This window comes from Mesorhizobium loti (assembly GCF_003148495.1).
Taxonomy (GTDB): domain Bacteria; phylum Pseudomonadota; class Alphaproteobacteria; order Rhizobiales; family Rhizobiaceae; genus Mesorhizobium; species Mesorhizobium loti.
The window spans coordinates 21,173-37,359 of record NZ_QGGH01000007.1; the positions used below are offsets into that span (position 1 = coordinate 21,173).

Below are 16,187 nucleotides of genomic sequence, written 5' to 3' on the forward strand. Positions count from 1 at the left end.
TTGGGAGAGGCAGGCGTTTGAAGGAAGCAAGAATCCAGAAACCGGAACGGCAGCAGCGCCTGTTCGGCCTGTCGACGCCGTTGCGGGCGGCCGTCATTCCGCCGCTGTCGGCGGCGCGCTGGCTGCTGGTGCTGATCGTCGCCGCGGGCGTCTATTTCTTCCATGGCTTCCTGTTTCCTGTGCTGGCGGCGCTCGTCATCGCTTTCGCCAGCTGGCCGCTCTACCGCCGCCTGCTTGTTGCAGTCAGCGGCAACCGCACCATCGCCGCGACCTTTGCCATCCTCTTCATCCTCGCCTTCCTGGTGATACCGATCGCGCTGGCCGGCACCTATGCGATCAACGAGGTCCGCGAATGGGTCGCCTGGGCGATCGAGACCAACCGTCACGGTGCCGTGACACCGCACTGGATCGCTACCATGCCTGTCGTGGGCGAGTGGCTGAACGAGCAGTGGACGACCAATTTTGGCCATCCCGGCGGCATTGGTGAACTGATCCAGCTGGTCAGCGGCGCCAACATCGGCAGCATCTATCGCGGCGTGCTGGCCGCCGGCGGCAGCGCTTTCGGCCTGCTCCTGACGCTGCTGTTCATGATGATCGCGCTGTTCTTCGCCTATCGCGACGGCGAGCATTTTGCCGGCCAGGTGGACCGCCTTGGCGAGCGCATCCTGCCGGCCAGATGGGAACGGATCTCGCGCGTCGTGCCGGCAACGATCTCGTCGACGGTGACCGGCATGACGGTCATCGCCATCGGCGAGGGGCTGGTGCTGGGCATTGCCTATTGGCTGGCCGGCGTGCCGTCACCGGTGACGCTTGGCGCCCTGACCGGCGTCATGGCGCTGATCCCCGGCGGTGCACCATTGTCCTTCACCCTGGTCTCGATCTACCTCGCTGCCAGCGGGTCGCCGATGGCCGGGCTGGCGCTGTTCCTCTGGGGCGCGGTCGAACTGTTCATCGTCGACAAGACATTGCGCCCGAAACTCGTCGGCGGACCGATAAAGCTGCCCTTCCTGCCGACCTTTTTCGGCCTGATCGGCGGCGTCAAGACCATGGGTTTTCTCGGCCTGTTCATCGGCCCGGTGCTGATGGCCCTGCTGGTCGCGATCTGGCGCGAGTGGCTGCGAGAGGTGGAACTGACCGACGAAATCATCCCGGGCTCGCCAGCCGAAATCGAAGCCGGCCCGCAAATCGAGGTCCTGCCGGAACCTGACGTGGCGAAGAAAGCCAGCGCCTGATCTCGAAAGCCGGCCTGCGCTACACCGGATGATGCACCGCAAGGTCGGCACGGCGCTTGCGCCCTTCATGCAGTTGCCACAGCGAATGCGCAATCAGCGTGACGATCAGGATCGCGCCGCCGATCAGGCTGTTGCGCGACGGCGTCTCGGCAAAGATCATCCATACCCAGACCGGCGCCAGAACCGTTTCCAGGAGATAGAACATCGCCACCTCGGGACCTGAGATGTATTTCGGCCCGTTGGCGAGGCAGAAGAACGCTATCGGCATGATGACGGCGCCGTTGAGGATGATCCACCATGGCGCCTCCACCTGAAAGCCGGTCTTCGAAACCATGAAGGCGGCGACGGCAAAAGGCAGCACCACCCCGATCAGCGCGGTGAAGCCCATATCCTTGCCGCTCGCCCGCGAGATGGTGATGGCGCAGGCGACGCACAGGGCCGAGCACAAGGCCATGATGTCGCCGAACAGATATCCGTTGCCGATGGAGTCGCCGACGATGATGGCAATCCCAACGATCATCAATGCCAGCGCCACCAGAGTCAGAGGTCGTGGCCGCTCCTTCAGGAACAGCCAGGAAAGCAGCGCCGAGAACATGGTGGTGAAGGCGAGGATGAAGACGAGGTCGGCGGTCGAGGTGTTGTAGACGGCGGTAATGAAGGCGATCGAGCCAAGCCCATAGAGCGTTGCTACCGCAAGTCCCAGCCGTCCGGGAACGAGCTGTGGCGCCCTGTCGCTCAACGAGCGCCACACCGTCCAAATGACAAGCCCGGCAAGAACGGTGCAGCCGGTGCGCAGCAGCAAGATCGTCCACGCCTCGCCATGGGCGAGCCGGATCAGCGGGATGTCTACGGTCAGCGTCAGTCCGCCAAATGCGGTGAGCAGAAGTCCTTTGGTGTGAGCATCGTGAGACGACATCCAGCGGCTTTCGCAATGAATTCGGGAGAGGACGGCGGATCGGCGCAATCGCACACTCTCCGCCAACCAGCGGAAAGACCGGCATCATCTCAGTTGAAAATGTTTAGGCCCGGACTTGGGAAAGAGTAATTAGCGTGTGACCGCTTCGTTGGTGTAGCGCTCCCAGCCTTTCGGGCCGAGATGCTCCTGCGGCATGAAGCGCATCTTATAATTCATCTTGCGCGAGCCGTTGACCCAGTAGCCGAGGTAGACATGGGGCAGGCCCATCGCCCTGGCGCGGGCGATGTGGTCGAGGATCATGAACGTGCCGAGCGAACGCTCCTCGAAATCGGGATTGAAGTAGGAATAGACCATCGACAGGCCGTCGGCCATCTTGTCGGTGAGCGCCACCGCGATCAGCTCGCCCTGTCCCTTGCCGGTGATGAAGGTGTCAGGCCCGCGCCGCCGATACTCGATCACCTTGGTGTCGACATGGGTGTCCTCGACCATCATGGCATAGTCGAGCACCGTCATGTCGGACATGCCGCCGCGGCGGTGGCGCGCATCCAGGTAGCTGCGGAACAGGGAATATTGTTCGGTCGAGGGCTCGGCATTGTGCATATGGCCGACGAGGTCGGAATTGTGCTGCAACACGCGCTTCATGTTGCGGCTGGCGACGAATTCCTGGGCCAGGATGCGTACCGAAACGCAGGCGCGGCATGTCTCGCATGCCGGCCTGTAGGCGATGTTCTGCGAACGCCGGAAGCCGCCTTGCGTCAACAGGTCGTTCATCTCCGCCGCCTTGTCGCCGACCAGGTGCGTGAACACCTTGCGCTCGAATTGGCCGTCGAGATAGGGACACGGCGACGGCGCGGTCAGGAAGAACTGCGGCGACTGGGTCGGATGCTGCGTCATCGAGCCTTGGAAACACTCCTTCGAATCGCTCTACCTTTGGCGCGGACGGCGAAAAATTCAACAGGATTGTGGAGACGTGGTCGACTCGACGCCTTCATATTTGCGCTCAATCGGTTCGACTGCTCTTCAGAGGGGCCGTTTCAGCGGTCTGTGCGGCTGACGACCGTGCCAAGCAAAAGGTCGTGCAAGGTGCGCTTGCGGTCGGAAAACAGTGTCACCAGCAGGACCAGCGGCGACAGGATGACGTTGCCGGCCCAGAACAGCACCGAATGGACGACCGCGGTGAGGCCGTCGATCGGCCTGCCGTCAAGCCGGTCGAGGCGGATGCCCATCATCTTCATGCCCGTGGTGGCCTGGTCGGTGCTGCCCAGCGTGTTCCAGATATAGAGGATGGCGACGGCCGGCACCAGGACGCCGAACAGCATCCAGCCAAGGCCGAGGGTCAAAAGCCCGAGGAAGAACACCAATATGGCAAACGGAATAGTGAGCAGCGCGACGATGACATAGTCGATCACGAAGGCCAGGATGCGCTTCGTGCGCACGCCGTCATAGGCCCTGACATCGTCAAGCCTGCTGGTGATGATTTCGCCGTCGAGAACGCGCGCGTTCATGTCATTTCCTCGTAACAGGGGCCCTGCATAGGGTGCGGGCCGCTCAACAATGAAATGGTGAGGGCCCGTCGCGGAATCAAGATCGGGCTTTTTGCGGCGCACGAACTCAAACAGCGTGAGATGCAATCTGAACCGGTTGAATTTGCGGCGCGGATGGCATTAGCTTGCTGCGGCGCAACAAAGCGCTCAGGGGTAGGGGACGGGGCAAGATGGACTACGACATGCTGGTCATCGGCAGCGGCCCTTCCGGTCGCCGTGCCGCGGTGCAGTCGGCCAAGCTCGGCAAATCGGTGCTGGTGGTCGACCGCGGCCGGCGTCTAGGCGGTGTCTCCGTGCATACCGGCACCATCCCGTCGAAAACGCTGCGCGAAACCGTGCTCAACCTCTCGGGCTGGCGCGAGCGCGGTTTCTACGGGCGCGGCTACCGGGTCAAGCAGGATATCTCGGTCGGCGATCTGGTCGAGCGCCTGCACAAGACGCTCGATCACGAGGTCGAGGTGTTGCAACATCAGTTCATGCGCAACACGGTCAAGAGCGCTCGCGCTGCGGTCAAATTTCTCGGCCCCAACAAGGTCAGCCTGACCACCGATACCGGCGATTACAGCGAGGTTGGTTTTGCCAATGCGCTGATCGCGGTCGGCACCAGGCCGCACCGGCCGCGCGACGTGCCTTTCGACAAGACCCGCGTCTTCGACAGCGACGAGATGCTGGAGCTCGATCGCTTGCCGCGCACGCTGACGGTGATCGGCGCCGGCGTCATCGGCGTCGAATATGCGACGATCTTTTCCGCGCTCGACGTGCCGGTAACCTTGGTCGAGCCGCGCAACTCCATCCTCGATTTCGTCGACCGCGAGATCGTCGACGATTTCATCCACCAGATGCGCGATCGTGGCATGACCATCCGGCTGGGCAGCGCGGTGAAGGAAATACGGTCCAAGCCGGACGCTGCCGAGGTGGAACTGGCCGATGGCCGCACCATTCGTTCCGAGGTCGTCCTCTACGCCGCCGGCCGCACCGGCAATGTCGGCAGCCTGGGCCTGGATGTCGTCGGCATCGACGCCGACACCAGAGGGCGTATCAAAGTCGATCCGCAATCCTTCCAGACCAGCGTCCCCAACATCTATGCCGCCGGCGATGTCATCGGCTTTCCGAGCCTGGCCTCGACTTCGATGGAGCAGGGCAGGGTGGCGGCCTGCCATGCTTTCGGCGTGCCCTTGCCGCCACCGCCGGAAACCTTTCCCTATGGCATCTACGCGGTGCCGGAAATCTCGACGGTCGGCCAGTCCGAGGAACAGGTGCGCGAGAGCGGTGCGGCCTATGAGGTCGGCGTGGCGCGTTTCCGCGAGACCTCGCGCGGCCACATCATGGGCGTCAACACCGGCTTCCTGAAGCTCTTGTTCTCGATCGAAACGCGCCGCCTGCTCGGCGCGCACATCATCGGCGAGGGCGCTACCGAGCTCATCCACATCGGCCAGGCGGTGATCAACCTCGGCGGCACCGTCGACTTCTTCGTCAACAACACCTTCAACTATCCGACGCTCGCCGAGGCCTACAAGATCGCCGGGCTGGATGCCTGGAACAGGATGGGGCGAGGGTAAATCTACCCTTCCATCTGGGCGAGCAGGGCCAGCATCACATCGGCCGAGGGCATCGGCAGAACGGCCTCAATTTCCGCCGGCCGTACGCCGGCGATCGCTGCATCGGCGCCGCCAGTGACGGTGCCGAGAGGTCCGCGAAACCCGTGCTTCGTCCAGGCGAGTTCCTGCAGCTTCGGGCTGGTCAGGGCCTCCAGCAGCCTGTCGGCGGCCGGATCGATGACGATCAGCGGATGCGCCGAATAGACGGTCGGTCTGGGGTAGAGGATTTCGGGCTTGGCGCCTATGCCGGTCTGCACCCTTTGCCAGCGTGCCGGATCGGCGAGCGCCCATTCGACTAGCTGGTTTTCATAGCCGACCACCATCGGCTCGGCGCCCAGGCCACCGGCAATGTACTGGTCGAACAGCTTTCCCGACGACGACGACTTCAGGCCCATGCTGCGGAAGATCGCCTTGGCCTCGTCACCGTGCTGGGCAAGCAGTTCCTGCGTCGCCACATCGCCGCTCATCAGGCTCAGCACCAGGCCGGCGAACATGAAGCCGGAATTGGATCGGTTGGGGTCGGTGGAGACGATGCGTGCCCGGCCGTAGAGTTCGTCTATGCCGAGGTTCGACCAGTTCTTGCCGGCCAATATGGCGTCAAGCAACGCCTTGAGGTCGAGCTGGTTGTAGCCGCCCTTGGCGGCGACCGTGACCAGCCCGCTCTTCTTCAGGCCTTCGATCACCGGTCCCCATGTGTAGACGACGATCGGCGAGTTGAGCACCACCTGGTCGTTTCGGATCGCCACGCCGCTTTTGCGTGCCAGGTCGACCATGATCGACGACGACGGCCACAGGAACTGCGGCTTCTGCGACAGAAGTGCGGATTCGCGCACCATTTCGACGGAGCCGGCGACGCGTGGATCGAGTTCCAGCCCGTAGCCGCCCAGCGCATGGACGACATCCGGATCGGCTAGGAAGGCCTGCTTCTCGCCGCCGATGAAGCCGAACAGATGCGCCTTGTTGCCGAGATAGCCACGGAACTCCGGACGGTCCTTCAGTGTCAGATAGCCACCCGTGCCGGCAGCGGCGGCACCCAGCAGACCCAGTCCGAAAGCGCGGCGCGAAATGGCCATCAGCGACCGATATCCTCTTTCAGCGACTCCTGTATGAGTCGCAGGTCAACGTCGAGCGTGCCGAGTTCACTGTCGGCCAGACTGTCGGCGTAATGCACGAAGGCGTCCTGAAGCTTGGTGATCACCGCGCCGACATTGGTCAGCCGCGCCTGGCTGGGCGCACGCCGGTTGGCCAACGCCGCGTAGCCTTCCGACACCTCGGCCGCCTGTGGCAAATAATAGGTGAGAAATCGCCGCACGGCAGGCGCACTTTCGGGCTTGGCTTCGACCCTGGTGATCACATCGGCGGCGATGTCCGACAGGTTCTTCACCTTTGCCGCCATGTCCTTGTCGGGAATGGTGCGGGCGGTTGCGGCCAGGCGGTCCGCCGCCGGCTGGGCCTGCGCCAGCAACTCGCGCGCAAACGCAACCCGGCTGCCGCCGATCGAGCTGAGGTCGAGCCCTTCGAACAGCTGACGCGGCGCCAGCACGAACACAAGCCCGGCAAAGACCAGCGCGGCGATAACCACCGACACCAGGAACGGGAAATGCGTGAGAAAACTCAAACCGATCAGCAGCACCGCCGAGACGAGGCCCGCCACGATCCAGTTCCAGTCGTTGCCGAACAAGCCACGCATCCTAGCCGCGCATCTCAGTTGTAGCCCCGGGCGGCGCGGAAGGCGCCTGCCAGATCGCCGCTGCCATCGAATACGCGCGCCGAAGTTGCCTTGGCAAGGCTGTCGAGCTGGCTCTTGTCGGCATCGCCGAAGGTGATGCCGAACACCGGCACGCGCGCCGGCGCGCTGCGCCACTGGCTTAGAAACAGGTCGGCGCTGCCGTCGGTGCGGCCATCTGTCATGATGACGATCGCCGGCAGATATTTCGACAGATCCGCTGTTGCCGTGATCTGCTGCAGCGCCTGCTGGGCACAGGCATACATGTCGGTGCCGCCGCCGGCATGCTGGTCCGCGACGGCAGCCAGCAACTGGGCTTGCCCGGCAGCATCGCCGGTCGCTTCGAAATTGGCGCGCACGGCACTGTCGAACGGCAGCACGAAGATGCGGTCGGACGGCGTCCATTGCACCAGCACCTCGCTGGCCTTTTCCGGCGTAAACAGGAACTGCGCCGCTGCCTGTAACTGTTTCTCGCCCTGGTCTTCCATGGAGCCGGAAAAGTCGAAGCACAGTGCCGTCAGTGAAGGCTTGCGCAAGGCTTCCTGATAGAGATCGAGCGCCTTGCGGATCACCGCCGGCTCCGGCATGCGGATCGAGGTCACCAGTTTGCCCGGATCGAAATTCCAGTCGGGTTCGGCCGCGGCCTGGATCGCCGAGCCGCCAAGCGGCAGCCGCCGGCCGGTGTCGGCGATGCGTTTGCGCACCGCATCCGACTGCAGATAGGCGAGCAGGTCGGTGAAGAATTTTTCGACCTCCGGGCCGCGCCCATGGTCGATGAAGCCGAGCGGCGAATCGCCGACCGCGACGCCGTCCGCCGGATAGACGGCATAGAGCGGCTCCTTGCCCATCTGCTTCAGTTTGTCGTTGGTCTCCTTCAGCGTCGCCTCATAGTTCCACATGGCGTCATAGACGGTGCCCTTGCCGGCCGAGTCGACATAGAGGTCCGCCAGCCAGCCCGACGAGCCTGATGAGCGCTCGACGCCTTGCAGCAAAGCGCTCACCGTCTCACGCATATTCGGATTGTCGAGGTCGCCGGGCTCGATCACTTCCTTGCCGCCGAGTGCGCTGGAGAGCATGGCGAGATAAGCGCTGGCGCCGGAATTGGATTGCGTTGCCGAGGTCATCAGGAATTTGAGCTTGCCGTCCTTCACCGCGGCCAGAATGTCCTTCATGAAAACTGGCTTGCCGACCCAGCCGAGTTCGGCGGCCTTGGATTTGCGCACGCCCAAAATAACCGGCATCTGCGCGATCGAGGTTAAATTGCGCACCTTGCGACCGGAATCGAACAGGTCGACCCAGACACTCGAGGCCGGCCAGACCGCATCCTGGTCGAGCCCGGCAGGCCGCTGCAAGCCAAGGCCGATGTCGAGCGAGCCCTCATAGGCGAAGGTGCATGTGGCACCCTGCTTGTCGCAGAACTCCTGAACGATCGGCTGCAGTACAGTGTTTTCCGAGCCCGATACGATGGAGAATTTGACGTGGCTGGCGTTGCAGGCGGCCAGCAACATCGCGAAGGCCAGCAGCAGAACGGACGTCAGCGTCTTCGGCATGGCGGTTCCGATCAGGCCTGGGTCAGCGCTTTCTTCAGATCGATCGTCATCTGGTCCATCTGCTTTTCAGCATCGGCCCGCTTCTGGCGACCCTCCTGCTGGACCTTCAGCACGCCCTGCACGGTGTCGATGAGATCGCGGTTGGCCTGCGCCAGCGTCTCGACATCGACAATGCCGCGCTGCGCCTGTTCTTCGATCGAGATCGCCTGATCCTTCATCATCTTGGAGGTCTGCCGGATCATCTCATTGGTGGCGTCCGTCACCGTCTTTTGCAGTTCGAGCGCCGATTTCTGATTGGTCAGCCCAAGCAGGATGACCATTTTCTGCTTCCAGGCCGGCACGGTGAGCGCCGAGGTCGCCTGCAGGTTCTCGATCAGCGTCTCGTCGCCGGACTGGACGATGCGGATCTGCGGCAGTTGCTGGATGCCGAGCTGGCGCGCCTGCACCAGATAGAAGACGCGCTTTTCCAGACGATCCAGCGCCTGGACCGCATCCTGATAGGTCTGCGCCTCCAGCGTGCCGCCGACATCGCCGCTGGCCGAATCCGCCGCGGCCTTCAGCTTGGGCAATTCGTTGGTGCGATAGTCGTCGACGAATTTCTTGCCTGCCTGCACATAGGCGTCGAGCTTGAGGATCGAGTCCTTGGTCTGCTCATGCAGGTCGTCGAGCACGGCGATGTCGCGCCGCAGCGTATCCTTGTGGCGGTCGAGTTCGAGGCCGATGCGGTCGATCTGGCCGGCAACATCCTCGTATTTTTCCTTGAAGCGTTCGAGCCGCGCCTTGAAGGAGGAAAACAGATTGCCGAGAAACCCTTCGTCCTTCAGCGAAGCCGGATCGAGGTTCTTGGCCTTCATGATGATGTCGGTCAGCAGATTTCCGGTGTCGCCGAGATCGCGATTGCGAAGCTGACCCAGAATCTTGTCGGCATAGTCGCTGACAGCCTGCTGGGCACGGTCGCCATAGACCGAAATGCCGGCGCGATCCCTGACGTCGATCGTGCTTTCGATCCTGGCGATGTCGGACGGGTCGGCAACGATTGCCGGCAATGTCGAGGTGTCGTCGAGCAGAGTGATGCTGTTCTTGTCGGCCATGCAGACCTCCCCTCAAAATGAACAGTATCTCCATAGGCTGTGTGTGACAGGGATATGTCGGCATTGTGGATAAGGGAAGGGGCCGACCCGGCTCTGGGCGCAAAACATGCGGGTTTCAGCCTGAAAACGGGCAAGGTTTGCAGGGATTCGATCCGGTGGACAAGCTCATTCCGCCGGCTACTGTCCATCAGTCTTGTGCGACGGTGGCTGGCGCTGTCAGCCATTGCCTGACGATCGCCGCGTCGGCGCTGCCGAATTCATGACCCGATGCAACAATCCGGGCATCGATCTCGGCGCCATGCTGGCTGAGCAATGTCACCAGCGCCGGCGCGAAGGGCGCATAGGTGAGATCCGCGGCGCCGGCGATGATGAGCGCTCGCACCTTTGACAGATCCGTCGCCGGCACGTCATCGAGCACCGGCATCGGTCTCAGCAGCGCTGCGCGTTCGACGAGGCCCGGACGCAGCAGCATCAGGCTCGAAACCAGATTGGCGCCGTTCGAATAGCCGAGGAACATCGTGCGGGAGAGGTCGAGATGATGGCGTGCGGCCGCGTCAGCAACGAAACCCGCAAAGGCCTCGGTTTCGGTGCGGATGCTTGCCTGTTCGAAGCGCGTCGGCGTGATGCGCGCGAACCAGCGGAAACCATCCTCCTGGACGATGCGGCCGCGCACCGCGATCAGCACGGCATGCGGCGCGATCTCTCGTGCCAGCGGCACCAATGTGGTCTCGTCGACACCCGACCCATGCAGCAGGAAGAGGCATTCGTCGGTTGAATCCGCAGGGCTGTAAAGGCGGTAGCTGAAGGCGAGATCACGCAGCAGCGCACCATCTTGTGAGGTCCTTTCGGTCATGGCCTCATCCTTTTGATTCCATGATGATTCCCATCAGTTTGCCGGCTTCAAAACGCAATATTTTCAAGCTCCGCGAAAGTTGATTGAACCGGGCGCATTACAGTCCGTTTCTTCGCCGATACCATTGCTTCGGGAGGAATCGAAGCGGTGCGCCGGGGGTCGCATTGCCGGCATGAACAACCAGCTTTGAGGCCTTTTTGTCGATGACCACCCAGATTTCCCCAGACCGCGATTCGCGTGTCCCAGACCGCGATTCGCGCATCGCCGATCGCGACACGCGTATCGATGTGTTCCGCGCTCTCGCTCTGCTGACCATCTATGTCGACCACGTACCGGGTACCGCCTTCGAGTATCTGACGTACAAGAATTTCGGCTTTTCAGACGCGGCGGAAGTCTTCGTGCTGATCTCCGGCATCTCGGTCGCGCTCGCCTATGGCAAGAAATTCCAGCCTGGAAACCGGTTGTTGGCGACGTTGAAGATGTGGCGCCGCGCTGGTGTGCTCTATGCCGCCCACATCGTCACCACCATGGTGGTGATGGCGATCTTCTGCGCCGCGGCGGTGTTTGCCAGGCGACCGGAGCTTTTGACGATGATCAACCTCGAGCCGTTGATCAAGAATACGCCACAAGTGCTGATCGGCATCGTGACGCTCGGCCACCAGCTCGGCTATAACAACATCCTGCCGGTCTATGCCGTGCTGCTCCTGCTGGCGCCGGTCTTCCTGCTCTTCGTCAGCTACCGGCCATTGCCGGCGCTTGCCGCATCCGGCGCGCTGTGGCTGGTCGCTGGGATCTACCAGATTGCTCCGCCCAACTATCCAGAGCCTGGCTTCTGGTTTCTTAATCCACTGTCGTGGCAGTTCCTTTTCAATATCGGCCTGGCAGGCACGCTGCATGTGCGTCGCGGCGGTAGCATCCCGGTCAATCGCTGGCTGGTCGGCGCGGCTTTGGCCTACACCGCGACCGCTGTGGTCTGGGTGCATAGCCCGCTCTGGGGGCAGATCTCCTGGTTGGGTCTGCCTCCGGTGCTGACCGGCTTCGACAAGACGTTCCTGTCACTGCCAAGGCTGCTGCATATATTGGCGGTGAGCTACCTGATCGTGGCATTCCCCGCCATCTCGAACCTGTTTCGCACCGGGCGCGATCATCCGCTTGCCATATTGGGCAAACGATCGCTGCCGGTTTTCATTGCCGGCACTGTGCTCGCAATGGCGGCGCAGGTGCTGAAGCTGATCAATCCGGGCGGATTTGCCTATGACAGCCTGTTGATATCGGCCGGCATCGTCATGCAGTTCGCGGTCGCCTACTATCTCGAATGGCTTTCGGGCCTCGGCTGGTCCGGGAAAAGCAGGCCGGCTCACAATCCGGCACCGCCCGTCCATGCGTCCTTCGGCATGTCGTCGATGGCGACAAGAATGGGGCGTTGAGGCGTCAGGCGGCTCAGGCGGGCGAGGGGCCGGATGAAGCCCGCACCAAGAGGTCGACGGGCAGCGATTGCCGGCTGAACGAGCCGTCGTTTTCAAGGATCGCCTTGACGGCAAGGCGGCCCATCTCGGCGATCGGCTGGACGATTGTGGTCAGCGGCGGCTTGGAAACCGCTCCTTCCGGAACACCGTCGAAGCCGACGATCGAAACGTCGCCCGGTACCGCGATGTCACGCTGCCGCAGCCAGTCCAGTGCATGGAGTGCAATCCTGTCCGACATGGCCAGTATTGCGGTCGGCGTCTCGGCGCCGGCGAAAATATGGTCGAGGCCGGCCCACACGCTCTCCTCGTCGTTGACAGTTTCGTAGATCGGCACACGCGAGACATCGATGTCGAAGCGGGAGAGTTCGGCGAAGTAGCCACGCAGGCGGTCGCGCGTCCCGGAATAGAGGGCCTTCTCCACTTGCTCCTGCGTGGTGGGGCCGAAGCCGGAGTCCGCGACGGGCAAGGCAAGCACCGCAAAGCGACGATGCCCGAGTTCGGTCAGATGTCGGGCCGCCAGGCCGGCCCCGGCGATGTTGTCGACACCGATAGCGGCGACCGCCTCATCATCGTCTGAATCGAGATCGAGTGCCACAAAGGGCAGCTTGCGTTCACGCGCCAGTTCGACCAGCTTTGAACCGCCATCAACGCAGAAGACAATGAAGCCATCGACCAGCGCACTCTGGATGTTCCAGGCGAGCTGTTCGTTGTTGGCGGCGGAGACCAGCGAGATCCCCGCACCGGTCGCATCACAAGCCTGCGAGATGCTGGCCATCATCACCCGGGCGAAAGGGTCGTCGAAGAAGTAGGAAAGCGGCTCGGCCGTCGCGACACCGATGGCGTTGACCTTGCCGGCCCGCAGCAGCCGGCCCTTGGGGTCAGGTCCGCCATATCCCATAGCCTCGGCTGCCGCCTTGACCCGTTCTCGGACCTCCTCGCGCACGATCTCCGGGCGGGCGAATACGTTCGACGCGGTGCCGTGCGACACGCCGGCCGCTTTGGCAATGTCTGCCAGCCGGACCGGTCTTGTCTTTCCAGAGGCCAATAGCGCCATTTTTGTCTCCTCAATTCAGTCCATCTAGCACTTTCGTTGGATCGGTTCAAATTTTGACTTGATCATGGGTTCGGCGCGGTGTATGTTTGAATCGATCCAATCCATATCTGATCCTTTGATTGGATCGATTCAATTCTTGGAAAGGGAGATGTGTCATGCACCCCGTCAACTTTCTGTTCGAAGACATTTATTGCAATGACTGGAGCATCTCGTCGAACACCACGACGCAGAAGCGCCGCGGCAAGGCCAGTCCATGGGTTCGCGAGCTGCGGTTCCTTGTGGAGCGCAAGCGGAGCTGATCGGGTTCGTTTTTTCGCGCCCATCGATTGGATCGATTCAAGTACTGAAAGGAGTGCATGTCATGCATCCCGTGAGCTATCTGTTCGAAGACATCTATCGCAACTATTGGGGCATCGCGCCGGCCGAACGGCCGGAGGGGCGTCGATTGGCGAGGTTGCGGCGACGCAATCGCGAATCGCTTGTCCAGCCCGAGCGCCGGCAGGACTGACTGCTCCGCAAACGACGTTTGACGGGCGCAGGCTTGGTATCGGGCAGGGCGCCCAGAGGCGTCAGGAACGCGCGCGCACCAGCGCCGAGGCAGCGATCGTCAGCCAGCCGGCGATGAGCAGCGTGCCTCCGATCGGCGCCGACAGCGGGAACAGCCGTGAGCCGATAAAATCACGGGCCAGCAAATCGCCGCAGAACAGCAGAAGTCCAACCAGCAGCACCAGGCCGCCGATATGCAGCGTCCGGTTCGCGCCAAGCAATCCGGCGGCGAGGAAGACCGGCGCATGCATGATCAGGAAGGATGCGGCGGTGCCGACGAACGCGCCGCCCAGATGCGCCGCTGCGGCCGACAGCGCCACGCCGGCGGCGCCACAGAGGCCCCCGGCCAGGACGAGGATACGGCCGATGCTGCCGGAAGGTTGTTCGGCCGTGCTCATGCCGTGGCTCCGTGATCTCAGAGGGATACGCCTAACCCGTCAGGGCTTGCCGGGGTTGGCGAGCATGTCCTGCTCGCGGCGTGACTGCGCCAGCCAGTTATACACCGCGCCCCCGGCCATCAAGACGGATGTGCCCAGAAACACAGAACGCATGCCGAAATGGCCACCGGCAAAGCCGCCCAGCAAGGGGCCGGCGACCTGCCCGACATACTGGGCGGAGATCGACAGCCCGAGCACGTTGCCGCCGACGCCATCAGGCACATTATGACGGATGACGCTGGTGATACAGGGCAAAAGACCGCCCAGCGCCAGGCCCATCAGGAAGCGCAGGCCGATGAGTTGCCAGCTCTGCGTGACGAAGGCCTGCGGGATCAGCAGCAGCGCCGAGACGGCAAGCGCGCCGATGATGACGTTCCAGTGGCCGACGCGGTCGGCGAGCTTGCCGAGACGCGAAGCCGACAGGATGGCGCCAAGGGCCGCTGCCGACATGACAACGCCTGATATCAGCGTCACGCGGCTCTGGTCTTCGATGAGCTGCTGCACATAGACGGTGATGATCGGCTCGATCGACATGGTGGCGAAACTCAACAGCATGCCGGTCGCCAGCATTGCGACAACAGGCCGTTTGTCGGGGATTTGTGCCCAGCCGCCTTTCGGCTTCTGCTTCGACGCGGCATCTGCTGTTTTAGGCCGGGGATTCTCCTTGATGAGAAAGGTGGTCGCCAGGAACGCCAGGAAGATGACACCGCCGGACAAGAGGAAGGTGGCGCGGATGCCGATCAGCGGCGGCAAGATACCGCCAACCAGTGGGCCGACCAATGCCCCAGCCGTGATGCCGGCAGACAGCAGGCCGAGCGCCCAGCCGGAACGCTCCTTCGGCGTCTGCATGGCGACGAGGATGGTCGATCCCGAGGAATAGCCGCCGGCAAAACCGATCAGCAGCCGCAGCAGCACCAGTTGCCAGACGGTCTGCACCATGCCGGTCAGCGACATGCATATGGCCATGCCGAAGCTGGCGCGAACCAGCATCACCTTGCGGCCGTAGCGGTCGCCGAGACGTCCCCAGAGCGGCGCCACCAGTGCCGCCGCAAAGAACGTCGCGCCATAGGCGATCCCCGACCATTGCACGATCGCCGCGTGGCCCTCGGCGCCGAGCTGCTCGATATAGAGCGGCAGGAACGGCAAAAGCAGCGTCATGGCGACAAGCGTCGAAAACGAACCGGCAAAGCACACGAACAGATTGCGCCGCCAGTGGATGTTGTAGGTGCTGTCGGTCGCCGGAGGCGTATTCTGCGGCATGTCATATGTCCTGTCCGAGCAACGCGGAGCTATGGGTTGCCGCGGATACCAATTTGGGATACCAAGATGGCGCCCGTCATGGACGCAAGCTTGGCCGCTGTCAATGTGGCCCTGTCAAACGTGAACGGGAACCGCGGCCGGCAAGCCGATCGCCGGCAAACGGCCCGAACCAGCAACGGCCAGATAATGGAACCGACAATGTCGCAGATGCAAAGCGTCGAAAAACAGCTTCGGCAGATGATCCTGGGCCTCGAGATCGGTCCCGGCGAGAAGCTGACGGAGCGCTGGATCGAAAGCCGCTTCGGCGCCTCGCGAACCCCGGTCAGGGCAGCACTTCTGCGGCTTGAGACCGAGGGCTTGGTCGGCAGGGACGGGCGTGGCTGGACGGTGTCGCCCATCAATCTGGCCGAACTCGAGCAGATCGCCGTCTACAGGGAGGCGGTCGAGGTTGCGGCACTTCGCCTGACATGCGCCTTGGCGGACCGGAGCGCCGTCGATGTCATCGAGGCGATGCTCGAGTCCTGCGACAACGACACGCCGCGCGAGGAATGGCATCGTGTCGGCATGGATTTTCACATCGAACTGGCGCGTCTGTCGGGCAACGAATTTCTGTTCCGGGCGGTTCGCGATGCCATGACGCGCCTGTCGCGGGCGCGCTGGCTGGAGGTGCGCGACGAAGCGGCCCTTGCTCGCGCCTGGGCCGAACATCGCGCCATTCTGGCAGCCGCACGTCTTGGCGATGCCGATGAAGCCGCGCGCCTGCTCTCAGTCCACATCGTCGGCAGCCGCGACCGGTTGGTGACGTCGCTCGCCAACGATCGGCGCGGTCTTCGCGCCAGAGGCTTTGCCGTCGTCGCCGCCTAGAGAGCAATTCCAGGAAAAGTGTGAAACGGTTTTCCGTCCGGAATTGCGTC

The 16,187-nt window shown here is 62.8% G+C and carries 17 protein-coding genes; 6 read left to right on the forward strand and 11 right to left on the reverse strand.

The genetic code is table 11. The features are described from left to right. Positions 1-17 precede the first annotated feature (17 nt). Positions 18-1,232 carry an AI-2E family transporter gene (locus C8D77_RS23645; RefSeq protein ID WP_109668551.1) on the forward strand — a complete coding sequence of 405 codons (1,215 nt, stop codon included), beginning with the start codon at positions 18-20 and terminating at the stop codon, positions 1,230-1,232. A gap of 19 nt (positions 1,233-1,251) precedes the next feature. On the opposite strand, the gene C8D77_RS23650 is transcribed toward C8D77_RS23645, so the two are convergent. From C8D77_RS23650 to C8D77_RS23660, 3 genes are all read right to left on the reverse strand, one after another. Further along, positions 1,252-2,148 (reverse strand): DMT family transporter, encoded by an 897-nt coding sequence (locus C8D77_RS23650; protein ID WP_109668553.1) that lies wholly within the window; start codon positions 2,146-2,148, stop codon positions 1,252-1,254. Between the two features lie 129 nt (positions 2,149-2,277). Continuing rightward, complete coding sequence (locus C8D77_RS23655; protein WP_109668555.1) at positions 2,278-3,042, reverse strand: arginyltransferase; 765 nt, start codon at positions 3,040-3,042, stop codon at positions 2,278-2,280. Between the two features lie 140 nt (positions 3,043-3,182). Then, entirely contained in the window at positions 3,183-3,653 is a 471-nt protein-coding gene (locus C8D77_RS23660; RefSeq protein ID WP_109668557.1) for an RDD family protein, read from the reverse strand. A 209-nt stretch (positions 3,654-3,862) separates the two neighbouring features. Between C8D77_RS23660 and sthA the strand changes: the two genes are divergently transcribed. Further along, positions 3,863-5,251, forward strand: a complete 1,389-nt coding sequence (gene sthA, locus C8D77_RS23665) for a Si-specific NAD(P)(+) transhydrogenase (protein WP_109668559.1) — start codon at positions 3,863-3,865, stop codon at positions 5,249-5,251. A gap of 2 nt (positions 5,252-5,253) precedes the next feature. On the opposite strand, the gene C8D77_RS23670 is transcribed toward sthA, so the two are convergent. The 5 genes from C8D77_RS23670 to C8D77_RS23690 all read right to left on the reverse strand — a co-directional run bounded on the left by C8D77_RS23670 (position 5,254) and on the right by C8D77_RS23690 (position 10,510). Then, positions 5,254-6,363 carry a substrate-binding domain-containing protein gene (locus tag C8D77_RS23670; RefSeq protein WP_109668561.1) on the reverse strand — a complete coding sequence of 370 codons (1,110 nt, stop codon included), beginning with the start codon at positions 6,361-6,363 and terminating at the stop codon, positions 5,254-5,256. Continuing rightward, positions 6,363-6,980, reverse strand: coding sequence for a 5-bromo-4-chloroindolyl phosphate hydrolysis family protein (locus C8D77_RS23675; RefSeq protein WP_109668563.1), 618 nt, complete (start codon positions 6,978-6,980; stop codon positions 6,363-6,365). Before C8D77_RS23675 ends, C8D77_RS23670 begins: the two co-directional genes overlap by 1 nt. Before the next feature lie 14 nt (positions 6,981-6,994). Beyond that, on the reverse strand, positions 6,995-8,566 hold the full coding sequence (locus tag C8D77_RS23680; protein ID WP_109668565.1) for a substrate-binding domain-containing protein: 1,572 nt from the start codon (positions 8,564-8,566) through the stop codon (positions 6,995-6,997). A gap of 11 nt (positions 8,567-8,577) precedes the next feature. Then, on the reverse strand, positions 8,578-9,657 hold the full coding sequence (locus C8D77_RS23685; protein ID WP_109668567.1) for a toxic anion resistance protein: 1,080 nt from the start codon (positions 9,655-9,657) through the stop codon (positions 8,578-8,580). A 187-nt stretch (positions 9,658-9,844) separates the two neighbouring features. Next, positions 9,845-10,510, reverse strand: coding sequence for an alpha/beta hydrolase (locus C8D77_RS23690; RefSeq protein WP_109668569.1), 666 nt, complete (start codon positions 10,508-10,510; stop codon positions 9,845-9,847). Between the two features lie 203 nt (positions 10,511-10,713). On the opposite strand from C8D77_RS23690, the gene C8D77_RS23695 reads away from it, so the two are divergent. Then, positions 10,714-11,937 (forward strand): OpgC family protein, encoded by a 1,224-nt coding sequence (locus C8D77_RS23695; RefSeq protein ID WP_109668571.1) that lies wholly within the window; start codon positions 10,714-10,716, stop codon positions 11,935-11,937. Positions 11,938-11,950: 13 nt separating this feature from the next. Here the strand turns inward: C8D77_RS23695 and C8D77_RS23700 are convergent, their stop codons facing one another. Next, entirely contained in the window at positions 11,951-13,030 is a 1,080-nt protein-coding gene (locus C8D77_RS23700; protein ID WP_109668573.1) for a LacI family DNA-binding transcriptional regulator, read from the reverse strand. Positions 13,031-13,185: 155 nt separating this feature from the next. Between C8D77_RS23700 and C8D77_RS23705 the strand changes: the two genes are divergently transcribed. Both C8D77_RS23705 and C8D77_RS23710 read left to right on the forward strand, forming a co-directional pair. Continuing rightward, positions 13,186-13,329 (forward strand): hypothetical protein, encoded by a 144-nt coding sequence (locus tag C8D77_RS23705; protein WP_109668575.1) that lies wholly within the window; start codon positions 13,186-13,188, stop codon positions 13,327-13,329. 62 nt (positions 13,330-13,391) lie between these two features. After that, entirely contained in the window at positions 13,392-13,538 is a 147-nt protein-coding gene (locus C8D77_RS23710) for a hypothetical protein (protein WP_082525713.1), read from the forward strand. A gap of 61 nt (positions 13,539-13,599) precedes the next feature. Here C8D77_RS23710 and C8D77_RS23715 read toward each other — a convergent pair whose 3' ends face one another. Beyond that, complete coding sequence (locus C8D77_RS23715; RefSeq protein WP_109668577.1) at positions 13,600-13,974, reverse strand: DUF423 domain-containing protein; 375 nt, start codon at positions 13,972-13,974, stop codon at positions 13,600-13,602. Between the two features lie 39 nt (positions 13,975-14,013). Then, a complete protein-coding gene (locus tag C8D77_RS23720) occupies positions 14,014-15,273 on the reverse strand; it encodes a multidrug efflux MFS transporter (RefSeq protein WP_109668579.1) in 1,260 nt (419 codons plus the stop codon). Positions 15,274-15,471: 198 nt separating this feature from the next. Between C8D77_RS23720 and C8D77_RS23725 the strand changes: the two genes are divergently transcribed. Continuing rightward, positions 15,472-16,137, forward strand: coding sequence for a GntR family transcriptional regulator (locus C8D77_RS23725; RefSeq protein WP_109668927.1), 666 nt, complete (start codon positions 15,472-15,474; stop codon positions 16,135-16,137). Positions 16,138-16,187 lie beyond the last annotated feature (50 nt).